Genomic DNA, 17,811 nt, shown 5'->3' with positions numbered 1-17,811 from the left:
AACGGCCGCGCCCCACATAAATCGCCCCGCCGGGAGCGGGTCGGGCCGCGGTCGGCCGTCGCGTGCCGCGCCGCGAACGAGCGGCCCCGACCGCTACTCCCAGGTCCGCCGGGCGTGGAGCCGGCGGACGGCGGCGTCGAGCGCGAAGCCGATCGTGCCGATCACCAGCATGACAGCCGGGATCTCGGCGTACGCGAACCGGTCGCGCGCGTCGAGGATGAGGTAGCCGAGCCCCGTGTTGACGCCGAGCATCTCCGCCGGCACGAGGATGATCCACAGGATTCCGATCGACAGGCGGACCCCGGTCAGCATGTCCGGGATCACCGCCGGGACGACGACCCGACGCAGCAGCGCGCGGGTGTCGCCGCCGAGCGACTCGCCGACCGTGATCCAGTCGTCCTCGATCGTCGCCACCCCGTGCGCGGTGTTCAATACGACCGGCCAGACGCCGGCCATGAACATGATGAACACCGCCGAGCGGGTCCCGACGCCGAAGACGATGATCGCGATCGGGAACCACGCAAGCGGCGAGATCATCCGCATGAACTGGAACAGGACCGTCGTCGCCTTCTCCGCCGCGCCGAAGTACCCGACGACCAGGCCGATCGGGAGCCCGACCGTCAGGCTGAGCGCGAGCGCCACCGCGAACCGGTAGACGCTGACGAACACGTGGTCGTAGAACGCCGGCGAGACGACGAGGTCGGCCAGCACGGCGAACGCCGCCGCGGGCGCGAAGTTGGTGATGATGCCGCTACCGAGCGCCGTCACCGCCCACCAGACGGCGAGCCCGCCGAGGAGCCCGACCGCCGGCAGCAGACGACCGCTCTCCCCGACCAGCTCAGAACCGTATCGTTTCCTGTCTCTCGTAGCCATCGTCCTCAGAGATGTCGAACGCCGGCGGGCCGCCGGCCTCTTCCAGCGCTGTGCGAACGGGGTCGTACGCGACGAGGTCGTCGGCGACCTCTGCGGGCGTCAGGTCGTCGAGGAAGGCGTCCTTGCCCTCGACGCGCGTCTCGCGCATGCGACGCACCAGCTCCTCCGTGTACGAGCGGTACGGGAACGGGTAGAAGCCGATCCGGTCCGACTCCCACTCCGTGTTCTGTATCGCGCCCGACTCCAGGTACGGCTCGTGCTCGTCGTAGTGGGTGAGCGCGCGGTCGATCGGCTCCGGCCCCTGCGGGAGCAGCCCGCTCCCCGCCGAGGAGAGCAGCTGCGCGGCCTCCGAGCGGTTCTCGCGGAGGTACCGCTGCGCGTCGACGAGCCCGCTCATCACGTCGGTCGTCCACTCGGGCTGCGCCTCGACCAGCTCCTCGCGCATCACGACGACGCAGCAGGCGTGTTCCCGCCACACGTCGCCGGTGAAGCGCAGGATCTTCCCGTCGGCCTCCAGCTCGCCGATCGCGTTGAACGGCTCGGCGACGATGTACCCCTCGATGGAGCCGTTGTTCAGGGCCGCCGGCATGTCCGGCGGCGGCGTCACGACGAGGTTCACCTCGTCGTCGGCCACCCCGTCGGCCGAGGAGCCGGTCCGGGGCGTGAGCCCGTGTTCGCGCAGCCCCATCTGGAGGATGACGTTGTGGATGGAGTACCAGAACGGGACGGCGACGGTGCCGCCGCCGAGGTCGTCCCAGCTCTCGACGTCGGGCTGGACGGTGAGCGCCGAGCCGTCCGTGTGGTCCCACGCGACGACCTTCGCGTTCGCGTCCAACTGGTTCCCGTACCGCATCCAGACGGTCATCGGCATCAGGAAGTGGGCGACGTTCACCTCGCCCGCCAGGAACGCCTCGGCGAGGTCCGACCAGCCGCGGAACAGGGTCGGCTCCGCGGCGTCGACGTCGTGGTCCGCGAAGTGGTCGTTCGCGTACCCGGCCAGGAGCGGCGCGGCGTCCGTGATCGGGAGGTAGCCGATCTCCGCGGTCGGCGGGCCGTCCCCGCCGCCTCCGCCGCCGAGACAGCCGGCCGTCGAGCCGACGCCCGCGGCCGCCAGCGACGCGAGCCCGGACTCCTTCATGAACTCGCGGCGCGAGAGCCCCTCGGTCCGGGCCTTCGCCGAGGGGTTCCGCCAGCCGCTCCCGCCGACGAGGCGGCGCGCGCTCGCGGCCACGTCGGGGTCGACGTCGTCGGGCTCAACACCGTCGCGGTCGGCGTCGCCGCGGTCCGCGTGACTATCGCGCGTCATTGGATCCCCACCGCTTCCAGGTGTTCGAAGACGGCCGCGCGCTCTTCGACGAACGCCTCGTCGCCGCGCGACCGCGTCTCGCTGTCGATCGACTCGACGCGCTCGATGCCCGCGGGGACCGGTCCCATGACCGCGACGCGGTCCCCGAGGTACACCGCCTCGTCGATGTCGTGCGTGACGAAGACGGTCGTGACGCCGAGCTCGTCGACGATCCGCAACAGTTCGTCCTGGAGCTCCATCTTCGTCAGCTGGTCGAGCGCCGAGAACGGCTCGTCGAGGAGGAGCACCTCGGGCTCGTTGGCGAGCGTCCGGGCGAGCGACGCGCGCTGCGCCATCCCGCCCGACAGGTCGGACGTGTCCGCGTCCTCGACCCCGTCGAGCCCGACCAGTTCGAGCAGCTCGTCGACGTGGTCGTCGTCCGGCTCCTCGCCGCGGAGCCGCGGACCGATCTCGACGTTCTCGCGCACCGAGAGCCACGGGTAGAGGAGCGGATCCTGGAAGACGACGCCCCACCGGTAGTCGGGGCCCGTCACCGCCTCGCCGTCGATCTCGACGCGGCCGTCGGTCGGGTCCTCGAGCCCCGCGAGGAGGTGGAGCAGCGTCGTCTTCCCGCAGCCGGACGGCCCGAGGAGACAGCAGACCTCGCCGGGGGCGACCGACAGGTCGAGCCCGTCGAAGACGAGCGTGTCGTCGTACCGCTTCGTGAGGTCGTCGGCGACGACCGACGCCGCGTCGTCGGCGCGGCGGTCCGCGTCGCCGGCGTCGGCGCCGACCGCCGACGCGGCGTCGGACCGGGCGTCCGGCTCGTCGCCGCCGTCGTCGGTCGCCGCGCGGGACTCGAGCGACATCGGTCAGTCCGCCGTCGCCTCGGGCTCGTCCTCCTCGGACTCGGCCTCGTCGTCCGGGAGCACGCCCTCGTTTTCGACCTCCTCCGCGGTCCCGACGTCGGCGTCGTCCGGGACGAACCCCTTGTCGCGCATCCAGTCCGTGGTGGCGTCGATCCGCTCCTCGTCGGGGGCGCGCACGGGGAGGAACTCGCGGAGCTCGAACTCCTCGCGGAGCCGCTCGAAGTTCACGTCGTCGAAGGCGGGCTTGTCCGCCGCCTCGTCCTCCAGCAGCTCGACGTACCGGTCCGTGTACCCCTCGAGGTCGTCGTTGATGTCGGCGACGGCGCGGTTCAGCGCCGCGAGGAACCCCTCCAGCTTCTCCGGCTCGGGCTGCTCGCGCGTCGTGATGGCCGCGCGGCACGGGCCGTCGAACACCTCCTTCAGTTCCTCGTCGTACCGGCCGAGGGTGACGAACGGCTCGAGCACCGCGATGGAGTCGACCTCGCCGTCCTTGACCGCCTCGAAGCGCTCCTCCGCCTCGCCGACGTGCTCTAAGACGATGTCGTCCTCCTCGAACCCCTCGTTCTCCAGCATCTCGCGCATCGAGTAGAACGAGGTGGCGTACTTGTTGATCCCCATCGGTCGACCACGCAGGTCGTCGATGGTCTCGGCGTCGTCGTCGTCGCGGACGAAGACGACGCGGTCCCACTCGCTGTACGAGCCCACGATGTCGCGGTCGGTCTCGGAGGCTTCCTGAACCGCGTTCCACTCGCAGACGCCGTGGGTGCCGCCGTCCTCGTCCATGTCGTCCCACCAGTCGGCGTCGAAGGCGTTCTCGCCCTCGAAGTCCTGCGTTCCCGGCGCGAAGTACGAGAGGTCGGCCTCGACCCCCTCGTCCTCGAAGTACCCCTTCTCTTCCGCGACATCCTGCACGAGCTTCCACGTGAAGTATTCGTGCGAGATATTCAGGTCTGACATCGAATACACCATAATTTTATTTTGGGGTATAAATCACGAAACCGACAAACATGTGAGGTGGAACCCTCTTCGCGCAAATATTACGGGCGCCGAATATGTTCGGTTTTCGATTCGACCGCCTCGGCGACAAAATCGGCCGTAGACGCCCCGATAGCGCTTTTTCGATTCCGGGAGAGGCCGTCTTCCCGCAATCACCGGCAATACTTGGGTATTTCTGCGTTGACACCCGAACCCCGCCGACTCAGGGCCGATCGATCCGCGCCAGCAACCGACTCGTCGCCGCCGCGTCGAAGGCCATCGGGCGGCGCCACCACGGGCCCTTCCCGGAGTCGCTCGACAGGTCGGTGACGATCGGGTTTGCTTCGCTCCCGGCGTCGGGCGAACTCAGCGGGACGACCCGGTCGAAGAGCCCCGACGCTTCGGGGTCACCGACCGCGACGACGCGGGCGTCGAACGGATCGCGCTTCAGGTGCGCGTTCGTCGGGGCGCGCTCGGCGGCGACCGCGCGGTCGACGACGCCCCCGCCGTCTCCTTCCTCGTCTCCGCCCGAGAGTACCCGCTCGACCCGCATCCCCGCGAAGAGGTACGCGCCCCAGTCGGGCGCGAGGTCGTCGTTGACCGCTATCCCGCGCTCGCGGAGCCACGCGCCGTCGCGGTCGTCGGCGCCCGCGTCGCCGGGACGCTCCTCGCCCGGGCCCGCCCACCCGTACGGTCGCGGCGTCAGCGTCGCGTAAAACAGGAGCCGGTCGCCGGGCCCGAGCGCCGCGATGCGGCCCGCCTTGACCCCGTACGGGTCGCCGTAAGTCGCGCGCTCGCGGCCGTGGACCCCCGGGAACTCCGGGTCGGCGTGGACGGGCGTCTCGCGCAGGCTCGCCGGGACGGCGAAGGGGAGATCGAGGTCGCCGTACGTCGGCATCGACTCGTCGACCGGGAACCGCTCGCGCGGCAGCGTCGCCGCCGACTCCGGGATCGGAACGTACGCGAAGGAGCCGTCCGGGTAGACGGGGCCGCGGAACCCCGGCTCGTTCGTGTTGGCGGCGACGTTGACCGCGAGGGCTCGGGGGTCCGAATCGGGGTTCCGGACGCGTCAGTCCGCGGTCGCCGCCGTCGCCTCGTGGTCTATCTCCGTGCCGAGGAGGTCGAGGAACTCCGCGATCCACTCGGGGTGGTCGGGCCACGCCTGCCCGGTGACGAGGTTGCCGTCGGTCGTCACGCCGTCGACCCACGAACAGCCGGCGGCCTCGACCTCGGGTCTGACGGCGGGGTACGCCGTCATCTCGTAGCCGTCGAGCACGCCCGCGGCCGCGAGGATCTGCGGGCCGTGACAGATCGACGCGACCGGCTTGTCGGCCTCGAAGAAGTGCCGAACCGCGTCGAGCACTTCCTCGTAGCCGCGGAGGTACTCGGGGGCGCGTCCGCCGGGGACGACGAGGGCGTCGTAGTCGGCCGGGTCGACGTCGTCGAAGCCGTGCGTGAGCTCGAAGTCGTGGCCGCGCGTCTCAAGGTACGTCTGGTCGCCGCGGAAGTCGTGGATCGCGGTCTTGACTGACTCCCCGCTCTCCCGCTCCGGGCAGACGGCGTGGACCTCGTGGCCGACCGCCTGGAGCGCCTGGAACGGGACCATTATCTCGTAGTCCTCCCCGAAGTCGCCGACGATCATCAGGATCCGCTGTCCTGTCATGTGTGTAACACCGGCTGTTGATACGCGCTACTACCCAATAACGGTACTGGCGACTGGTAACACACCGCCCGATCTCGCGGGCGACGTGCTTGCCGGACGGCGGAGGCGCGACGGCGCGGATCGGTGACTCGCACTCCGCCGAGGCACTCGATGCCGGTCACTTCGAACCGGGCTCTCCCGCTCCCCGCGTCGGCCGCGACGACGTCCCAGCCGTGCGCGTTGACGATGGTTCGGCCGACCGGGAGGCCGACCGGCCCGGCCCGCGGCGCGTCAGTCCGCCAGCTCGACCACCATCACTTCCACGTCCGAATCCGTCCCGTTGGTACGGTACTCCCAGGTCCCGCGGGGGTCGATGCCGTTTTCGAGGGCGGTGAGAATCACCTGACCGAGAGCCGCCTCGAACTCCTCTGGACTCGACATCTCGTCGTCTGAAGTGAAGTCGGTTGTCATGGTGGGCAGCACACGCGACTGCGATACGACGCCGCCGGATCGTGGGAGTTACCACCACACGGACGAGGGACCGCAGCCGCGTGTCTCAACGACATATGACACGGCTTCGCACGGCATAACAGTACCGGAACGCATGGTACACCAAGTTACTATCGGCGCCGTCAGAGCACCGCTACCGAGTCTTTAACGCGGTTGCGCCAGAACGGGAACGTATCTGATGAGCGTTATCGTCGAGATAACTGTCCCATCTACGGCGTTCGAGTTAGGACAGATCCTCCGGGTCGAACCGCCGACCGAGGTCACGCTCGAGACGATGGTGCCGCTCGGCGGGCGACCGACACCGTTCGTCCGGATCCGGAACGACGCCCGGGAATCGTTCGAGCGCACCGTCCGCGACCACCCCTCGGTCGACGAGATCCGACTCGTCAACACGCACGACGACGAGACGCTGTACGCGTTGGACTGGGAGCCCTCCGAGGCCTCGCTGCTGCGGCGGATCCTCGACCTGGACGCGGTGGTACTCGGCGCGACCGGCACCGCCGACGCCTGGGAGTTCGAACTCCGCTTCCCGACCCACGAGGCGCTCTCGGCGTTTCAGGACTACTACGTCGACGAGGACATCGAGGTGTCGGTCGCGCGAATCTACAACCCGACGAAACCCGACGCCGGTCCGTGGTACGGGCTGACGTCCCCGCAGCGCGAGACGCTCGCGGCCGCCGTTGACGCCGGGTACTACTCGCTGCCGCGCGAGATATCCACGCAGGAGCTCGCGGACTCGTTCGACATCTCCGACCAGGCCGTGACCGAACGCCTCCGGCGCGGCATCGCCACGCTGGTACGGAACACGCTGTTGGTCGACGAGGAGGAGAGTTGACCGCCGCGACACCCGTTTTCCGCCGGACGGACCCTCAGTTCGGCGGTCGGAGGTCCCGCTCGAACTCGTCGAACCGTTCGAGGTCCTCGGGGAGGTCGTACTCGATCTCGCGCTCGTCCTGGTTGTCGGGGAGCCGCCCGTCCTCCAGTTCCTCGGCGGTCTCCTCCCAACCGGGCTTCACGCGGACGCTGCGCGCGGGCGAGCCGACGACGACGTGGTGGGCCGGAACGTCTCCCTGGACCACCGAGCGCGCGCCGACGACGCTGTTCTCCCCGATTCGGCAGCCGGCTCGGACCATCGCGTCGTAGGTGACGCGCGCGTCGGCCTCGACGATCGTGTGGAAGTTCCGGACCTCCGTCTGGTCGACGATGTCGTGGTCGTGGCTGTAGAGGTGGACGCCGTCGGAGACCGACGCGCGGTCGCCGATCGTCAGCTTCCCGCGGTCGTCGAGGTGGACGTCGTCGTGGATCACGACGTTGTCGCCGACCTCGATGTTGTGGCCGTAGGTGACGGAGATACCCTTGAAGAAGCGGCAGTTCTCTCCGCACTCGGCGAACAGGTGGTCCCCGAGCATCTGCCGGAACCGGAGCGCGAACTCGACGTTGTCGGCCATCGGCGTGGCGTCGAACTGCCGCCAGAGCCACTGGAGGTGTTTCGAGCGCTGGAACCGGTCCTCGTCCTTCTCGGCGTAGTACTCCGACTCCAGCGTCGCGTTACACGGGTCGTACCCCTGGAGACGGACGCGCTCGGCGCGCGACACGGGCTCGCCGTCCTGCCACGCCTCCCACGCCTCGCGGTCGCCGTGGAGGTCGATCAGCACGTCGCGGACGACCTCGCAGGTGTCCTCGTCCGAGGAGAGCCGCTCGTTCACCTCGTCGATGAACCCTCGGACCCCGGCCTCGGCGCCGTCCGGCAGGGACACGTGTCGCTTTGTCATCGGCGCCCTTTCGTCGCCGTCCCTCAAAGGGATTCGGTTGTGCGAACGCGGCGCCCGATCCGGTCAGTGTAGTTCGGCGTCGACGAACAGGGCGACGAGCACGCCCACGAACGCGACCGTGAAGACCGGGGCGATCGCGGCCCTACCGAACGAGAGCAGCAGGGCGGTGACCGAGACGACGGCGATCGCCGCGAGCAGGGCGACGATCGCGTCGAGTCGACGGCGGAGGGCGTCGTCCATGCCTCCACGGTTGGCGACGAGGGAGTAATATCCGACGGTCCGGGCCGTGACGCCGTGTCGCATTCTGCCACGGTCGCGGGGGGGTCCGCCGCGGTCGCTAGGAATCCGCCGCGGTCGCCAGGAATCCGCCGCGGTCGCGGGGGGTCTACCGCGGTCGTCGGAACCCCGTCGATTCCGCTCTCCCGGGACCGACCGCGCCCGATAAGTGTCCCGACCGCCAACCGACCGGTATGGAACACCGCGAACTCGGTAACTCGGGCGTCGAGGTCTCGGAGGTCGGCTTCGGCGCGTGGGTCGTCGGCACCGACTGGTGGGGCGACCGCTCGGACGACCAGGCGGTCGAGATGGTCGAGGAGGCGCTCGACGCCGGCGTCACCTACGTCGACACCGGCGACGTGTACGGCCACGGCGACAGCGAGGAGATCATCGGGAAAGCGATCGACGGCCGCCGCGACGAGGTGACGCTGTCGACGAAGGTCGGCTACGACTTCTACGACAACCCGCAGGCCGGCCACGGCGAGCTCCCGAAGGAGCTGAACCGCGAGTACCTCACCGAGGCGTTCGAGGCCTCGCTCGACCGGCTCGACACCGACTACGTCGACGTGCTCCAGCTCCACAACGCCGACGTCGACGAGGTGACGCCCGAGGTGCGCGACCTCCTCAGCGAGTGGAAGGCCGACGGTCGCGTCGGCGCGCTCGGCTGGGCGCTCGGCCCCTCGATCGGCTGGCTCGCGGAGGGCGACGCCGCGATCGAGTACGAGGAGTTCGACGCGGTCCAGACCGTCTTCAACCTCTTCGAGCAGGAGCCCGGTCGCCACTTCGTCGACTCGATCCGCGAGTCCGGCTCGGACACATCCGTCATCGCCCGCGTCCCGCACTCGTCGGGCCTGCTCAACGAGCAGGTGACGCCTGACACCGTCCTCGGGGACGGCGACCACCGCTCGCACCGCCCGGAGGAGTGGTACGAGACGGGCTGGGAGAAGGTGGAGGCGATCCGCTTCCTCGAGGACCCGGACCACGCGGAGGGCACGCGCACGATGGCGCAGGCCGCGATCCGGTGGCTGCTCGCGCACGACGAGGTCGCCTCCGTCACGCCGACGTTCCGCGACGGCGACGACATCGCCGAGTGGAGCGCCGCGAGCGAGGTGCCCCCGATCTCCGACGCCGAGTACGAGCGCCTCGACGAACTGTACGCCCGCAACTTCGACGTCGACCGCGACGACGGGATGGACGTCCTCCGCACCTCCGTCGACGGCGAGGACATCGAGGCAGCCGGCCTCGACAAGCGCGCGGCCTCGTACTGAGCGGCGACGAGTCCCCTTTTCGCCGACCCGGACTGACCCGCTTCTTTCGCCTCGAAACCGCACGACAGCGACGGGCCGCGACCGCGCAGAACCACTTTCACCGCGCCCCGGCCCGGCCGCGCCGCTGGCGGGCACGGAAACGGTGGCTCGGTGGAAACCCGTCGTCACAAGGGGCTCGGTGGGGGTAACCGACTCGTCATCGCCACCACGCCGACCGTTGCGCAGTCGCGGATATAAATGGCTCGCGACCGGTCCGGAACCCGTTTGAACCTCGACGCCCTCGGGTCCGCCTATGCGGGAGGTGACGTTCCGGATCCACCACGCCGGGGAGCCGGAGTGCGAGGTGAGCGCTCGCCACCCGGAGGTGCGCTACCGGTCCGTCTCGTCGATGACCGGGAGCGGGCCCGAGCGCAAGCGGATCGCCGAACTCACCGGGCCGCCGGCCGAGATCGAGGCGTTCGTCGAGGAGTTCCGGGAGTTCGACCTGATCGTGTCCGCGGAGCCGCTGGCGCCGATCGAGGGGACCCACGCGTACGTCGCCCTGACGATCGACGTCTCGGCGGCCGACTGGGAGGGAATCAGCGAGCGCTTCTCGCGGATGGGGATCCACTACCGGACGGGAACGACCATCTCCGGGGGCGTCGAGCGCTGGACGGCGTATCTGGAGGACGCCGACGACCTCTCGGCGGTGATGCGCGAGCTGGAACGCGGCGGCAACGAGGTGGAGCTGGCCCGGAACGTGGAGCTCGCGTCGATCGAGCGCTCCCCGCAGCTCCCCGCGTCCGGCCTCCTCGACGGGCTCACCGACAGGCAGCGGGAGGTCCTCGCGACCGCGATCGCCGCGGGCTACTACGACCACGGCGGCGGCGTCGGCGTCGAGGAGGTGGCGGCCGAGCTCGGACTCGGCACGACGACGGTGTGGGAACACCTCTCACGCGCCGAGTCCGCGGTGATGAACGCGCTGTTCGACCGGTTCGCCGAGGGCGAGCCGGTCGGGGCCGTCCGCGAGACCGATCGGTCTGATTCGTCGTAGATACGGCTCAGACCAACGTTTTTGTAGCTTCGAGACGGAGCGCCGCGTATGGACGACGGAACCGTCTCCGTGCCGGACGAGCAGTACGAGCGCCTCGCGGCCCTCGCCGCCGCCCGCGGCGTGAGCCCGGAGACGCAGGTCGCCCGGCTCATCGACGACGCGTACGCCGGCCTCGACGCCGACGGCGACGCCCCCGAGTCGCTCCCGCTCGGCGTCTGCGACGGCTCCGACGAGGAGTGAGTCGAGCGGCGGGAGGGCCAGGCGTCCGTGAGCTGCCGTGCCGGGCTCGACGGATCGATCGGCCGCCCTGTTATGCTCTCAACGCATTAGCCGCTGACTGTCGGGGGAAACACTGTCCCCGCAGGCGCGCTGTCGCCCCGGGCCGTGGCGGGCCGAAGCGTTCCGCCGACCGTTCGGAAAGTCACCGCGGCTCCGGGGCCGGAACCCGCGCATGCGCTGCGTCCGCTACTGCCGAGTAATTTCAAACAGTTGTTAGGACGGTACTTTTATTAGTCGAAAACGTACCCGTGCTGGTATGGGACTGTTTAGCAGTGGACCGAGTTACACCGATCGTGAAGAAAAGATGCTGGACTTAGTGTTCAACAGTTCGAATGACGGGAAGAGGAGAGACGCGATCGACAAATTGGCCCGCACTGAGAACGCGGCGACGGCCTTAGACGAGATCGCGTACGACCACAGCGAACGGTGGGTGCGCCGAGAGGCTATTGACAAGTTGGAGTATGCTCGGGGGAAAGAAGAGCTAATGGAGCTCGCTTTCGACCTGGACGACGAAGATCTCCGGTTACGGTGCGTCGAGGCATTGGACTCGATTAACGCGGGTTCAGAACTAGCCGAAATCGCTCAGTACGACGACGGCTCCGTCGGCAGAAAGGCGTCCAAAGTGATGTAGTTCGGCGGGAACAGTTAACTCCCGGACACGACCGACAGCCCGTATCGGGAGGTTCGGACGGCCGGATGTAGAGCCTAACTGCCCTTCGAGATCTCAGTCGCCGAACACGCTCCGTACACTCAGTACGACTCTAACACGAACGTCGACCGAGGACTTCGCCACGGCCGTCGATCCGATCTCCGTCTCGGTCCCGGTCGCGCTCGCTCCGACTCTTCCGCCGCCGTCACCCGTCGTAGGGCCACCGCCCGCCCGTCTTCAGCTCCTCGACGTACCCCTCGTCGATGGCGTCGCGGATCGACTCTCGCGACCGGTGTTCGGCCTCGACTCTCCCCGTCGCGAACCGGGAGACGGCCGCCGTGACGAGCGTCGCCATCTCGCGGAGGTCACGGGAGTCGAGCTTGTCGAGGGTGTCGGCGTGGGTATGACCCCAGCCGCGGCCGGACTGGTCGCTCGTCGTCGAGGCCATCACGGCCGGGATCCCCTCCTGAACGAACGCCCACTGGTCGCCGTGCGGCGAGATCGTCTCGCCCGTTTCGAGCGGGGCGTCGAACGCGTCCGCGACCGCCTCGAACGTCGAGCGCATCTCCTCGAACCCGTTCGTCCCCACGCGGAGGTTCCGGGAGCTACAGGCGCCGTCGAGGTTGACCACGCAGGCGATCTCCTCCTCGGGCGTCGTCTCCGCGGTGTGATACGCCCCCCACAGCCCGATCTCCTCGGAGCCGAAGGTGACGAGGCGCACCCGCGTGTCGAGGTCGTCCTCCACCGTCGCGAGCAGGCGCCCGACCTCCGCGACGAGCGCCGACCCGGCACCGTTGTCGTTGGCGCCGTCGCTCACGTCGTGGGCGTCCACGTGGGCGGTGAGGTACACCGCCTCGTCGGTGTCCGGGCCGACCTCCGCGACCGCGTTCACCGAGGTCGTCGGCTCATTCCGGCAGTCGACGTCGAGCGAGACGGTCGGGCGGTCGCCGTCCGCGGCGCCGTCTCCCGACCCGTCGCCGCCGCCCTCGGCCGCCGCGGCCAGCCGCGAGAGCCGGTCGCCGACCTCCTTCGAGACGCCGACAGCAGGGATCGGGCCCGGTCGGTTGTGGTAGCCGATCTCGCCGGTCGGCGGGAGCGCCCCCTCGATGTGGTTCCGGAAGACGAACCCGACCGCGCCGCGCTCCGCGGCCGCGACGTACTTCTCCATCCGGTGGATCCACCGGTCGCGGCTCTCCGGCGTGCGCGAGGAGGCCATCGCGACCGCCCCCTCCAGCTCGTCTTCCGCGGCCGCGAACTCCTCGTCGGTGCCGTCGCCCACGTCGACGAGCGGGGCCGTCACCTCGCCGCTCGGTGTGCCGGGCAGCGCGATCACCTCGTGGGAGCTCTCGTGGTGCCGCTCGACGGGTCCCGACACCGACAGCGACGACTCGCCGCGCCACCAGCCGGGAATCTCGAACTCGTCGAGGCCGGCGTTCCGCAGGCCGGCTTCCTCGAACGCCTCGACGACGCGCTCGGCGCCGCGGCGCTCGCCGGTCGATCCCGCCATGCGATTCCCGATGTCGGTCAGGTCGGTGAGGAGGTCCCACCCGAAGTCGCTCGTCCGCGCGTCGCCCACGACGCGGTCCGGTAGCTCGGTCATACGAAGTGGTAGGGCCGCGGGTGAAAAGGGGTTGCGGGAAGCGGAGCGGCGACCGTCTCACTTCGGCTCGTCGGCGTCTTCGGCCGCGGGGTCAGGCCGGATCCGCAGCGCTCACTTCGACCTCGACCTCGTCGGGGTCGACGCCGATCCGGGCGAACTGCGTCCGGACGTGGTCGCGGGCCGCCTCGACCGCCTGGTCGCGGGTGTCGAACCCGCGGGGCATCGGCTCCTCGAAGGCGACGCGGATCTCCTCGCCGTCGACGACGAGCGGGGAGCCGCCGCTCTCGACCTCGTAGAAGGAGTCGCACACCCACACGTACGGCGCGTCCTCGTCCGGCGCGCCCTTGTAGGCGGGCGGCTCCTCGCCGCGCTCGAACACCGTGCCGGTGAGGTCCGTCCCGCCGCCGCTGCCGCGAACGAGTATCATGCCACGGGTACGGGGTCGAGCGGGATAAGGGCGCCGTGACGCCTGAGCGGTGGGAGAGCGACACGCACGGTCGCCGCCCGAGGGCAAACGCTTTCGGCCCGGCGACCGGTGGATCCGCCATGACGCTGGAGGATTTCACCGAATTCAACGGTGACGACGACGCCGACGGCCGCGCGGACGAGGTCGACTCCGCGGCCGACGGCGGAAGCGCCGCTGACGCCGCCGACGCGCCCGGAGCCACCGCGGGGGCGGACGCGTCGTCGGGCGGGTCCGACGCGCGCGACGACGCCGAGGACGACGCCTTCGCCGCTTACGAGGCGACGCCGGCCGGCAGCGACGCGGGGCTCGGCGTCGTGTCGGTGTCGCAGGGGCTCCGCGTGGCCGAGGACGAGGAGGAGACGTCGCTGAAGGCGTTCGTCACGACGGACAACCGCGAGTCGGTGCGGCTCGGCAAGTACCTCCTGATCCCGTACCCGGACGGCGAGCGCCTGTTCTGTCGGATCACGGGCCTGGAGTACGCGCAGGAGTTCCAGTCGGACGACGCGACCGAGATCCACGCCCGTCGGCAGATGCGCCGCGACGAGTTCGCCGAGCGCGACTACAAGTTCGTCGCCGACCTGGAGCCGATGTCGGTGGTGTACGGCGAGGGCGAGGAGATGAAACGCCGGATGACGGACCGAGTTCCGAAGCCGGGCGCCGTCGTCGAGGAGGCGGCCGACGACGCCGAGATCAAGACGGGGCTGAAGATCCCCGACGACGGCGTCTTCCTCGGCCACCTCTCGGTCGGCGGCGAGAAGGTGCGGACCGCCGCGGAGCCCCCCACGGTCGACTACCGCGTGAAGGACGACTACGCCGACGGCGACCCGCTCGCCTTCCGGCACACGCTCGTCGCCGGCGGCACCGGATCGGGGAAGACGCACGCCTCGAAGAACGTCCTCCGGCAGTACCTCGATTCCGACCGGACCTACCCGATGGGCGACGGCCGCGAGTCGCGGATGGCGGTCGTCCAGTTCGACCCGCAAGACGAGTACGCGCAGATGCACGACGACAACCCCGACCTCGACGACGCGTTCGCCCGGCGGCTGGAGCGCGAGGGGATCGCCCACGGCGGCCACGACGACACCGTCGCCCTCGTGCCCCGCGTCGCGAACGCGACGTACCCCGGCGAGGGCCACCGCGCCGAGCGCGTCGAGTTCACGATACCCTTCTCGCTGGCGCGGGAGATGCCGTGGCTCGTCGCGGGCTCCGGGCTCAACGACAACCAGTACCCCGCGCTGCTGACGCTGCTCAACCGCTTCTTCGACAGCTACGGCGACTCGGGGACGTACAGCCAGTTCCTCTCGTACCTCGACGACCCGGCGCTCAAAGAGGAGCTCCACGAGAGCGGTCGGGTCCACGAGGCGACCTTCGACGCCGTCAAGCGCCGGGTCCGCGGGGTCCCGGGCGGCGTGTTCGACCAGGACGCGAAGCCGATCACGGAGCTGGACCACACGCTCGTCCGTCCCGGCGGGCTCTCGGTCGTCCCCACCTACCACCTGCCGACCTCCCGGCAGAAGGAGATCGTCGTCCTCGCGGTCGCGGGGCTGCTCATCGACGACAAGCTCTCGAACGACCCGGACAGCGACCGGATCAAGGAGACGCCGCTCCTCGTCGGGATGGACGAGGCCCACAACTTCCTCGCCGACGCCGACAACGTCCAGGCGCAGAAGGTGGTCCAGAAGTTCACCGAGGCCGCGAAGCAGGGCCGCAAGGAACGGCTGGGCCTGTTCCTGATCACGCAGGACCCGCAGGACGTGGCCGAGTCGGTGTTCAAGCAGGTAAACACGAAGATCGTCTTGAACCTCGGCGACGAGGACGCGATCTCGAGCGTCAACATCCCGACGAACCTCGCCGGGAAGGTACCGTACATGGAGAAGGGGCAGATGGTCGTCTACTCGCCGGACAACTCCGAGCCGGTCGAGCTGATCGGGCTCTCGGAGTGCGTGACCCGGCACGATTGACGAGACGTATCCGCGCCCCTCTGCGCGACGCGGCGCGCCCCGGATTACCGCCGAGCCGGAGTCGCCGCCGCCCTTTTTATCTGGAGCGGGCGAACCGCCGCGTATGAGCAAGCGCATCCTCGTCGCGGTCGACGGGTCGGAGGAGGCGGCCGAAGCGCTGCGGTTCGCGGCCGGCGAGTGGCCCGACGCCGACCTCACGGCGCTCCACGTGATCAACCCCGCGGACTCGGCGACGGGCGCCGAGGGGGGGTTCCCGGGCGCCTCCGACCAGTGGTACAAGAGCGCCAAGCAGCGCGGCGAACGGATTCTCTCCGAGGCGGTCGACGCGGTCGATCAGGAGATCGACACGCGGCTGGAGGTCGGGCGCCCGACGAAGACGATCCTCGCCGTGGCGGGCGGCGAGAAGCCTGTCGGCGAGGACGGCGACGAGCCCGGCAAACCGTTCGACCACGTCGTGCTGGCGAGTCAGGGACGAACCGGAATCTCCCGGGTCCTCCTCGGCAGCGTCGCGGAGGGCGTTGTCCGCCGCGCCGAGGTGCCCGTCACGGTCGTTCGGTGAGGGAGGCGCCGATCACTCCTCGGCCCGCTCGGCTCGTTCGGCGGCGACCACCTCGCCGACCATCGACCACCCCTCCTCGTCGGGGTCGGAGCGGCCGAGCAGGACCCGCTCGTAGTCCTCCGAGCTGATCAGCCGGAAGTCGGCGTCGCGGTCGGCGTCGGTCCGGACGCCCTCGCCGCGGAACTCCCGCTGAAAGAACTCCGTCGACGAGAACTCGAAGACGCCGGTCTCCCCGGAGTCGAGCTCGAGCCGTACCGGGCGGGGCTGGGCGTTGTGTATCCGTTTGGCGACGGGGTTGAGGTCGGGCATACCGGCGTGTCGCGCGGACGCCACTATAACGCGTCGCCTCGCCGCCGGACACGTCGACGTAGTACTACTTTAATACCTCACGGCGCGTGTAGACCGTGAGAATCACCATGTTAGACGCATCGCTCACGTATCTCCGCGACGGCGACGACGCCGTCATCACCGCCGTCATCGGCGGGCTCCTGCTGCTCGCGAGCCCGCTCGTCATCCCCTCGGTTCTGGTCCTCGGCTACCTCACGCGCGTCGTGCGGCGCACCGCCGACGGCGACGACGCCCCGCCGGCCTTCGAGGAATGGGGAGAGCTGTTCGTCGACGGCCTGAAGGCGTTCGCCGTCGTCTTCGTCTACTCGCTGCTCCCGCTCGCGGTCGTCGCGACCGCCGCGGTCGTGAGCCTCGGCGCGTTCGTCGTGGTACCGGGGAGCAGCGACGGCGGCGCGGGGGCGTTCCTCGGCGCCTTCGCCGTCGGAATCTTGGTCCTCGTCGCCGGGACCGTCGCCCTCGCGCTGTCGCTCGTCGGGCTCTACGTGACGCCGGCGGCGCTCGCCGCGGTGGCGGAGTCGGGACGGGTCGGTGACGGGTTCGCCGTCGGGGCGCTCTGGGGCGTCGTCACGAAGCGGGCGTACGCGACCGGGTGGCTCACGGCGGCGGTCGTCGTCCTCGCCGGCGCGCTCGCGATCGGCGTCCTCTCCGTGGTTCCGATCCTCGGGACGATCGCCGGCGTGTTCGTCCAGTTCTACGCGCTCGTCGCCGCGGCCGCGATCGTCGGCTGGACGTGGACCGACGTGCGGCCGGTCGCGACGGAACCGTCCGAGCCGGAGTCCGCGGAACGGCCCGCGGTGTAACGGGTCGGCGTCAAAATCAGCGCAGAGAAGCGAAAACGGGCCGGACGGGAGCGTTACTCGTCGAGGACGTCGTCGTACTCGCCGGCGTCGACGCGGTCGTCGAACGTCCGGGCGTCCTCGCCCTCGATGGTGACGCCGAGGGAGGCGCAGGTGCCGCCGACCTCCTTGGCGGCGGCCTTCGTGTCGTAGGCGAGCAGGTCGCTCGACTTCTGCTCGGCGACCGTCTTCACCTGTTCGATGGACATGTCCGCGACGAAGTTCTCTTGGGGCTCGCCGGAGCCGGTCTCGAAGCCGGCCTCGTCCTTGATGAGCTCCGCGGTGGGCGGCACGCCGACCTCGATGGTGAACGAGCCGTCGTCGTCGTAGTCGACGGTGACGGGCACTTCCATGCCGTCGAACGCGGCGGTCTCGTCGTTGATCTGCGCGACGACGTCTTGAACGTCCACCGGCGTCGGTCCGAGCTCGGGACCGAGCGGCGGGCCGGGGGTGGCCTGCCCGCCGGGGACGAGCGCTTCGATAGTTCCAGCCATGTCCGTACGAACCCGACGCCGACTTTTAACGGTTGTTCTTTCGGGTAGGGGGAGTCAGCGGTTCGCATACCTTACATCTCGCGTAACTGGCGGTGAACGACCGTTTCGACGAGCTA

At 69.7% G+C, this 17,811-nt stretch carries 20 protein-coding genes and 1 pseudogene; 8 read left to right on the top strand and 13 right to left on the bottom strand.

Annotated elements, in window-relative coordinates:
- Positions 1–93 precede the first annotated feature (93 nt).
- The 7 genes and pseudogenes from EXE42_RS00180 to EXE42_RS00145 form a co-directional block, all read right to left on the bottom strand.
- Positions 94–873 (bottom strand): ABC transporter permease, encoded by a 780-nt coding sequence (locus EXE42_RS00180; RefSeq protein ID WP_092920102.1) that lies wholly within the window; start codon positions 871–873, stop codon positions 94–96.
- Positions 839–2,179: an ABC transporter substrate-binding protein gene (locus tag EXE42_RS00175; RefSeq protein ID WP_199240721.1), complete on the bottom strand. Its 1,341-nt coding sequence runs from the start codon at positions 2,177–2,179 to the stop codon at positions 839–841. The genes EXE42_RS00180 and EXE42_RS00175 overlap by 35 nt, the downstream gene beginning before the upstream one ends.
- Positions 2,176–3,027, bottom strand: coding sequence for an ABC transporter ATP-binding protein (locus tag EXE42_RS00170; protein ID WP_137693390.1), 852 nt, complete (start codon positions 3,025–3,027; stop codon positions 2,176–2,178). The genes EXE42_RS00175 and EXE42_RS00170 overlap by 4 nt, the downstream gene beginning before the upstream one ends.
- Positions 3,028–3,030: 3 nt before the next feature.
- A complete protein-coding gene (locus EXE42_RS00165; RefSeq protein WP_158293683.1) occupies positions 3,031–3,984 on the bottom strand; it encodes an ABC transporter substrate-binding protein in 954 nt (317 codons plus the stop codon).
- A gap of 241 nt (positions 3,985–4,225) precedes the next feature.
- A pseudogene (locus EXE42_RS00160) lies at positions 4,226–5,047 on the bottom strand (hypothetical protein); the annotation flags it as partial.
- A 24-nt stretch (positions 5,048–5,071) separates the two neighbouring features.
- A complete protein-coding gene (locus EXE42_RS00155; RefSeq protein ID WP_092920106.1) occupies positions 5,072–5,665 on the bottom strand; it encodes a DJ-1/PfpI family protein in 594 nt (197 codons plus the stop codon).
- A 270-nt stretch (positions 5,666–5,935) separates the two neighbouring features.
- A complete protein-coding gene (locus EXE42_RS00145) occupies positions 5,936–6,115 on the bottom strand; it encodes a hypothetical protein (RefSeq protein ID WP_092920107.1) in 180 nt (59 codons plus the stop codon).
- 217 nt (positions 6,116–6,332) lie between these two features.
- Here EXE42_RS00145 and EXE42_RS00140 point away from each other — a divergent pair, with 217 nt between their 5' ends.
- Positions 6,333–6,989: a helix-turn-helix domain-containing protein gene (locus EXE42_RS00140; protein WP_092920108.1), complete on the top strand. Its 657-nt coding sequence runs from the start codon at positions 6,333–6,335 to the stop codon at positions 6,987–6,989.
- A gap of 34 nt (positions 6,990–7,023) precedes the next feature.
- On the opposite strand, the gene EXE42_RS00135 is transcribed toward EXE42_RS00140, so the two are convergent.
- Together EXE42_RS00135 and EXE42_RS18450 are read right to left on the bottom strand one after the other, a co-directional pair.
- Positions 7,024–7,926 (bottom strand): acyltransferase, encoded by a 903-nt coding sequence (locus tag EXE42_RS00135; protein WP_137705668.1) that lies wholly within the window; start codon positions 7,924–7,926, stop codon positions 7,024–7,026.
- Between the two features lie 63 nt (positions 7,927–7,989).
- Positions 7,990–8,166: a hypothetical protein gene (locus tag EXE42_RS18450; RefSeq protein WP_158293682.1), complete on the bottom strand. Its 177-nt coding sequence runs from the start codon at positions 8,164–8,166 to the stop codon at positions 7,990–7,992.
- 230 nt (positions 8,167–8,396) lie between these two features.
- Here EXE42_RS18450 and EXE42_RS00130 point away from each other — a divergent pair, with 230 nt between their 5' ends.
- The 4 genes from EXE42_RS00130 to EXE42_RS00115 all read left to right on the top strand — a co-directional run bounded on the left by EXE42_RS00130 (position 8,397) and on the right by EXE42_RS00115 (position 11,413).
- Positions 8,397–9,470: an aldo/keto reductase gene (locus EXE42_RS00130; protein ID WP_137705667.1), complete on the top strand. Its 1,074-nt coding sequence runs from the start codon at positions 8,397–8,399 to the stop codon at positions 9,468–9,470.
- A gap of 292 nt (positions 9,471–9,762) precedes the next feature.
- On the top strand, positions 9,763–10,503 hold the full coding sequence (locus EXE42_RS00125; protein ID WP_092920111.1) for a helix-turn-helix domain-containing protein: 741 nt from the start codon (positions 9,763–9,765) through the stop codon (positions 10,501–10,503).
- Positions 10,504–10,551: 48 nt separating this feature from the next.
- Positions 10,552–10,743: a hypothetical protein gene (locus EXE42_RS00120; protein ID WP_092920112.1), complete on the top strand. Its 192-nt coding sequence runs from the start codon at positions 10,552–10,554 to the stop codon at positions 10,741–10,743.
- A gap of 295 nt (positions 10,744–11,038) precedes the next feature.
- Positions 11,039–11,413, top strand: coding sequence for a hypothetical protein (locus EXE42_RS00115; protein ID WP_137693386.1), 375 nt, complete (start codon positions 11,039–11,041; stop codon positions 11,411–11,413).
- 223 nt (positions 11,414–11,636) lie between these two features.
- On the opposite strand, the gene EXE42_RS00110 is transcribed toward EXE42_RS00115, so the two are convergent.
- On the bottom strand, positions 11,637–13,031 hold the full coding sequence (locus tag EXE42_RS00110; protein WP_137705666.1) for a M28 family peptidase: 1,395 nt from the start codon (positions 13,029–13,031) through the stop codon (positions 11,637–11,639).
- 91 nt (positions 13,032–13,122) lie between these two features.
- On the bottom strand, positions 13,123–13,458 hold the full coding sequence (locus EXE42_RS00105; RefSeq protein ID WP_092920115.1) for a hypothetical protein: 336 nt from the start codon (positions 13,456–13,458) through the stop codon (positions 13,123–13,125).
- Positions 13,459–13,577: 119 nt separating this feature from the next.
- Here EXE42_RS00105 and EXE42_RS00100 point away from each other — a divergent pair, with 119 nt between their 5' ends.
- Positions 13,578–15,458, top strand: coding sequence for an ATP-binding protein (locus EXE42_RS00100; protein ID WP_092920116.1), 1,881 nt, complete (start codon positions 13,578–13,580; stop codon positions 15,456–15,458).
- Positions 15,459–15,561: 103 nt separating this feature from the next.
- A complete protein-coding gene (locus EXE42_RS00095) occupies positions 15,562–16,017 on the top strand; it encodes a universal stress protein (protein ID WP_137705665.1) in 456 nt (151 codons plus the stop codon).
- 12 nt (positions 16,018–16,029) lie between these two features.
- Here the strand turns inward: EXE42_RS00095 and EXE42_RS00090 are convergent, their stop codons facing one another.
- Positions 16,030–16,326 carry a transcriptional regulator gene (locus tag EXE42_RS00090; RefSeq protein WP_092920118.1) on the bottom strand — a complete coding sequence of 99 codons (297 nt, stop codon included), beginning with the start codon at positions 16,324–16,326 and terminating at the stop codon, positions 16,030–16,032.
- 107 nt (positions 16,327–16,433) lie between these two features.
- On the opposite strand from EXE42_RS00090, the gene EXE42_RS00085 reads away from it, so the two are divergent.
- Positions 16,434–17,165: a DUF4013 domain-containing protein gene (locus EXE42_RS00085; protein WP_137705664.1), complete on the top strand. Its 732-nt coding sequence runs from the start codon at positions 16,434–16,436 to the stop codon at positions 17,163–17,165.
- Positions 17,166–17,218: 53 nt separating this feature from the next.
- Here the strand turns inward: EXE42_RS00085 and EXE42_RS00080 are convergent, their stop codons facing one another.
- Positions 17,219–17,695: a 50S ribosomal protein L11 gene (locus tag EXE42_RS00080; protein WP_137693383.1), complete on the bottom strand. Its 477-nt coding sequence runs from the start codon at positions 17,693–17,695 to the stop codon at positions 17,219–17,221.
- Between the last annotated feature and the right edge of the window lie 116 nt (positions 17,696–17,811).

Source organism: Halorubrum sp. SP3, assembly GCF_005435195.1.
Lineage (GTDB): Archaea > Halobacteriota > Halobacteria > Halobacteriales > Haloferacaceae > Halorubrum > Halorubrum sodomense.
This window is presented reverse-complemented; position numbering and strand designations above follow the sequence as displayed.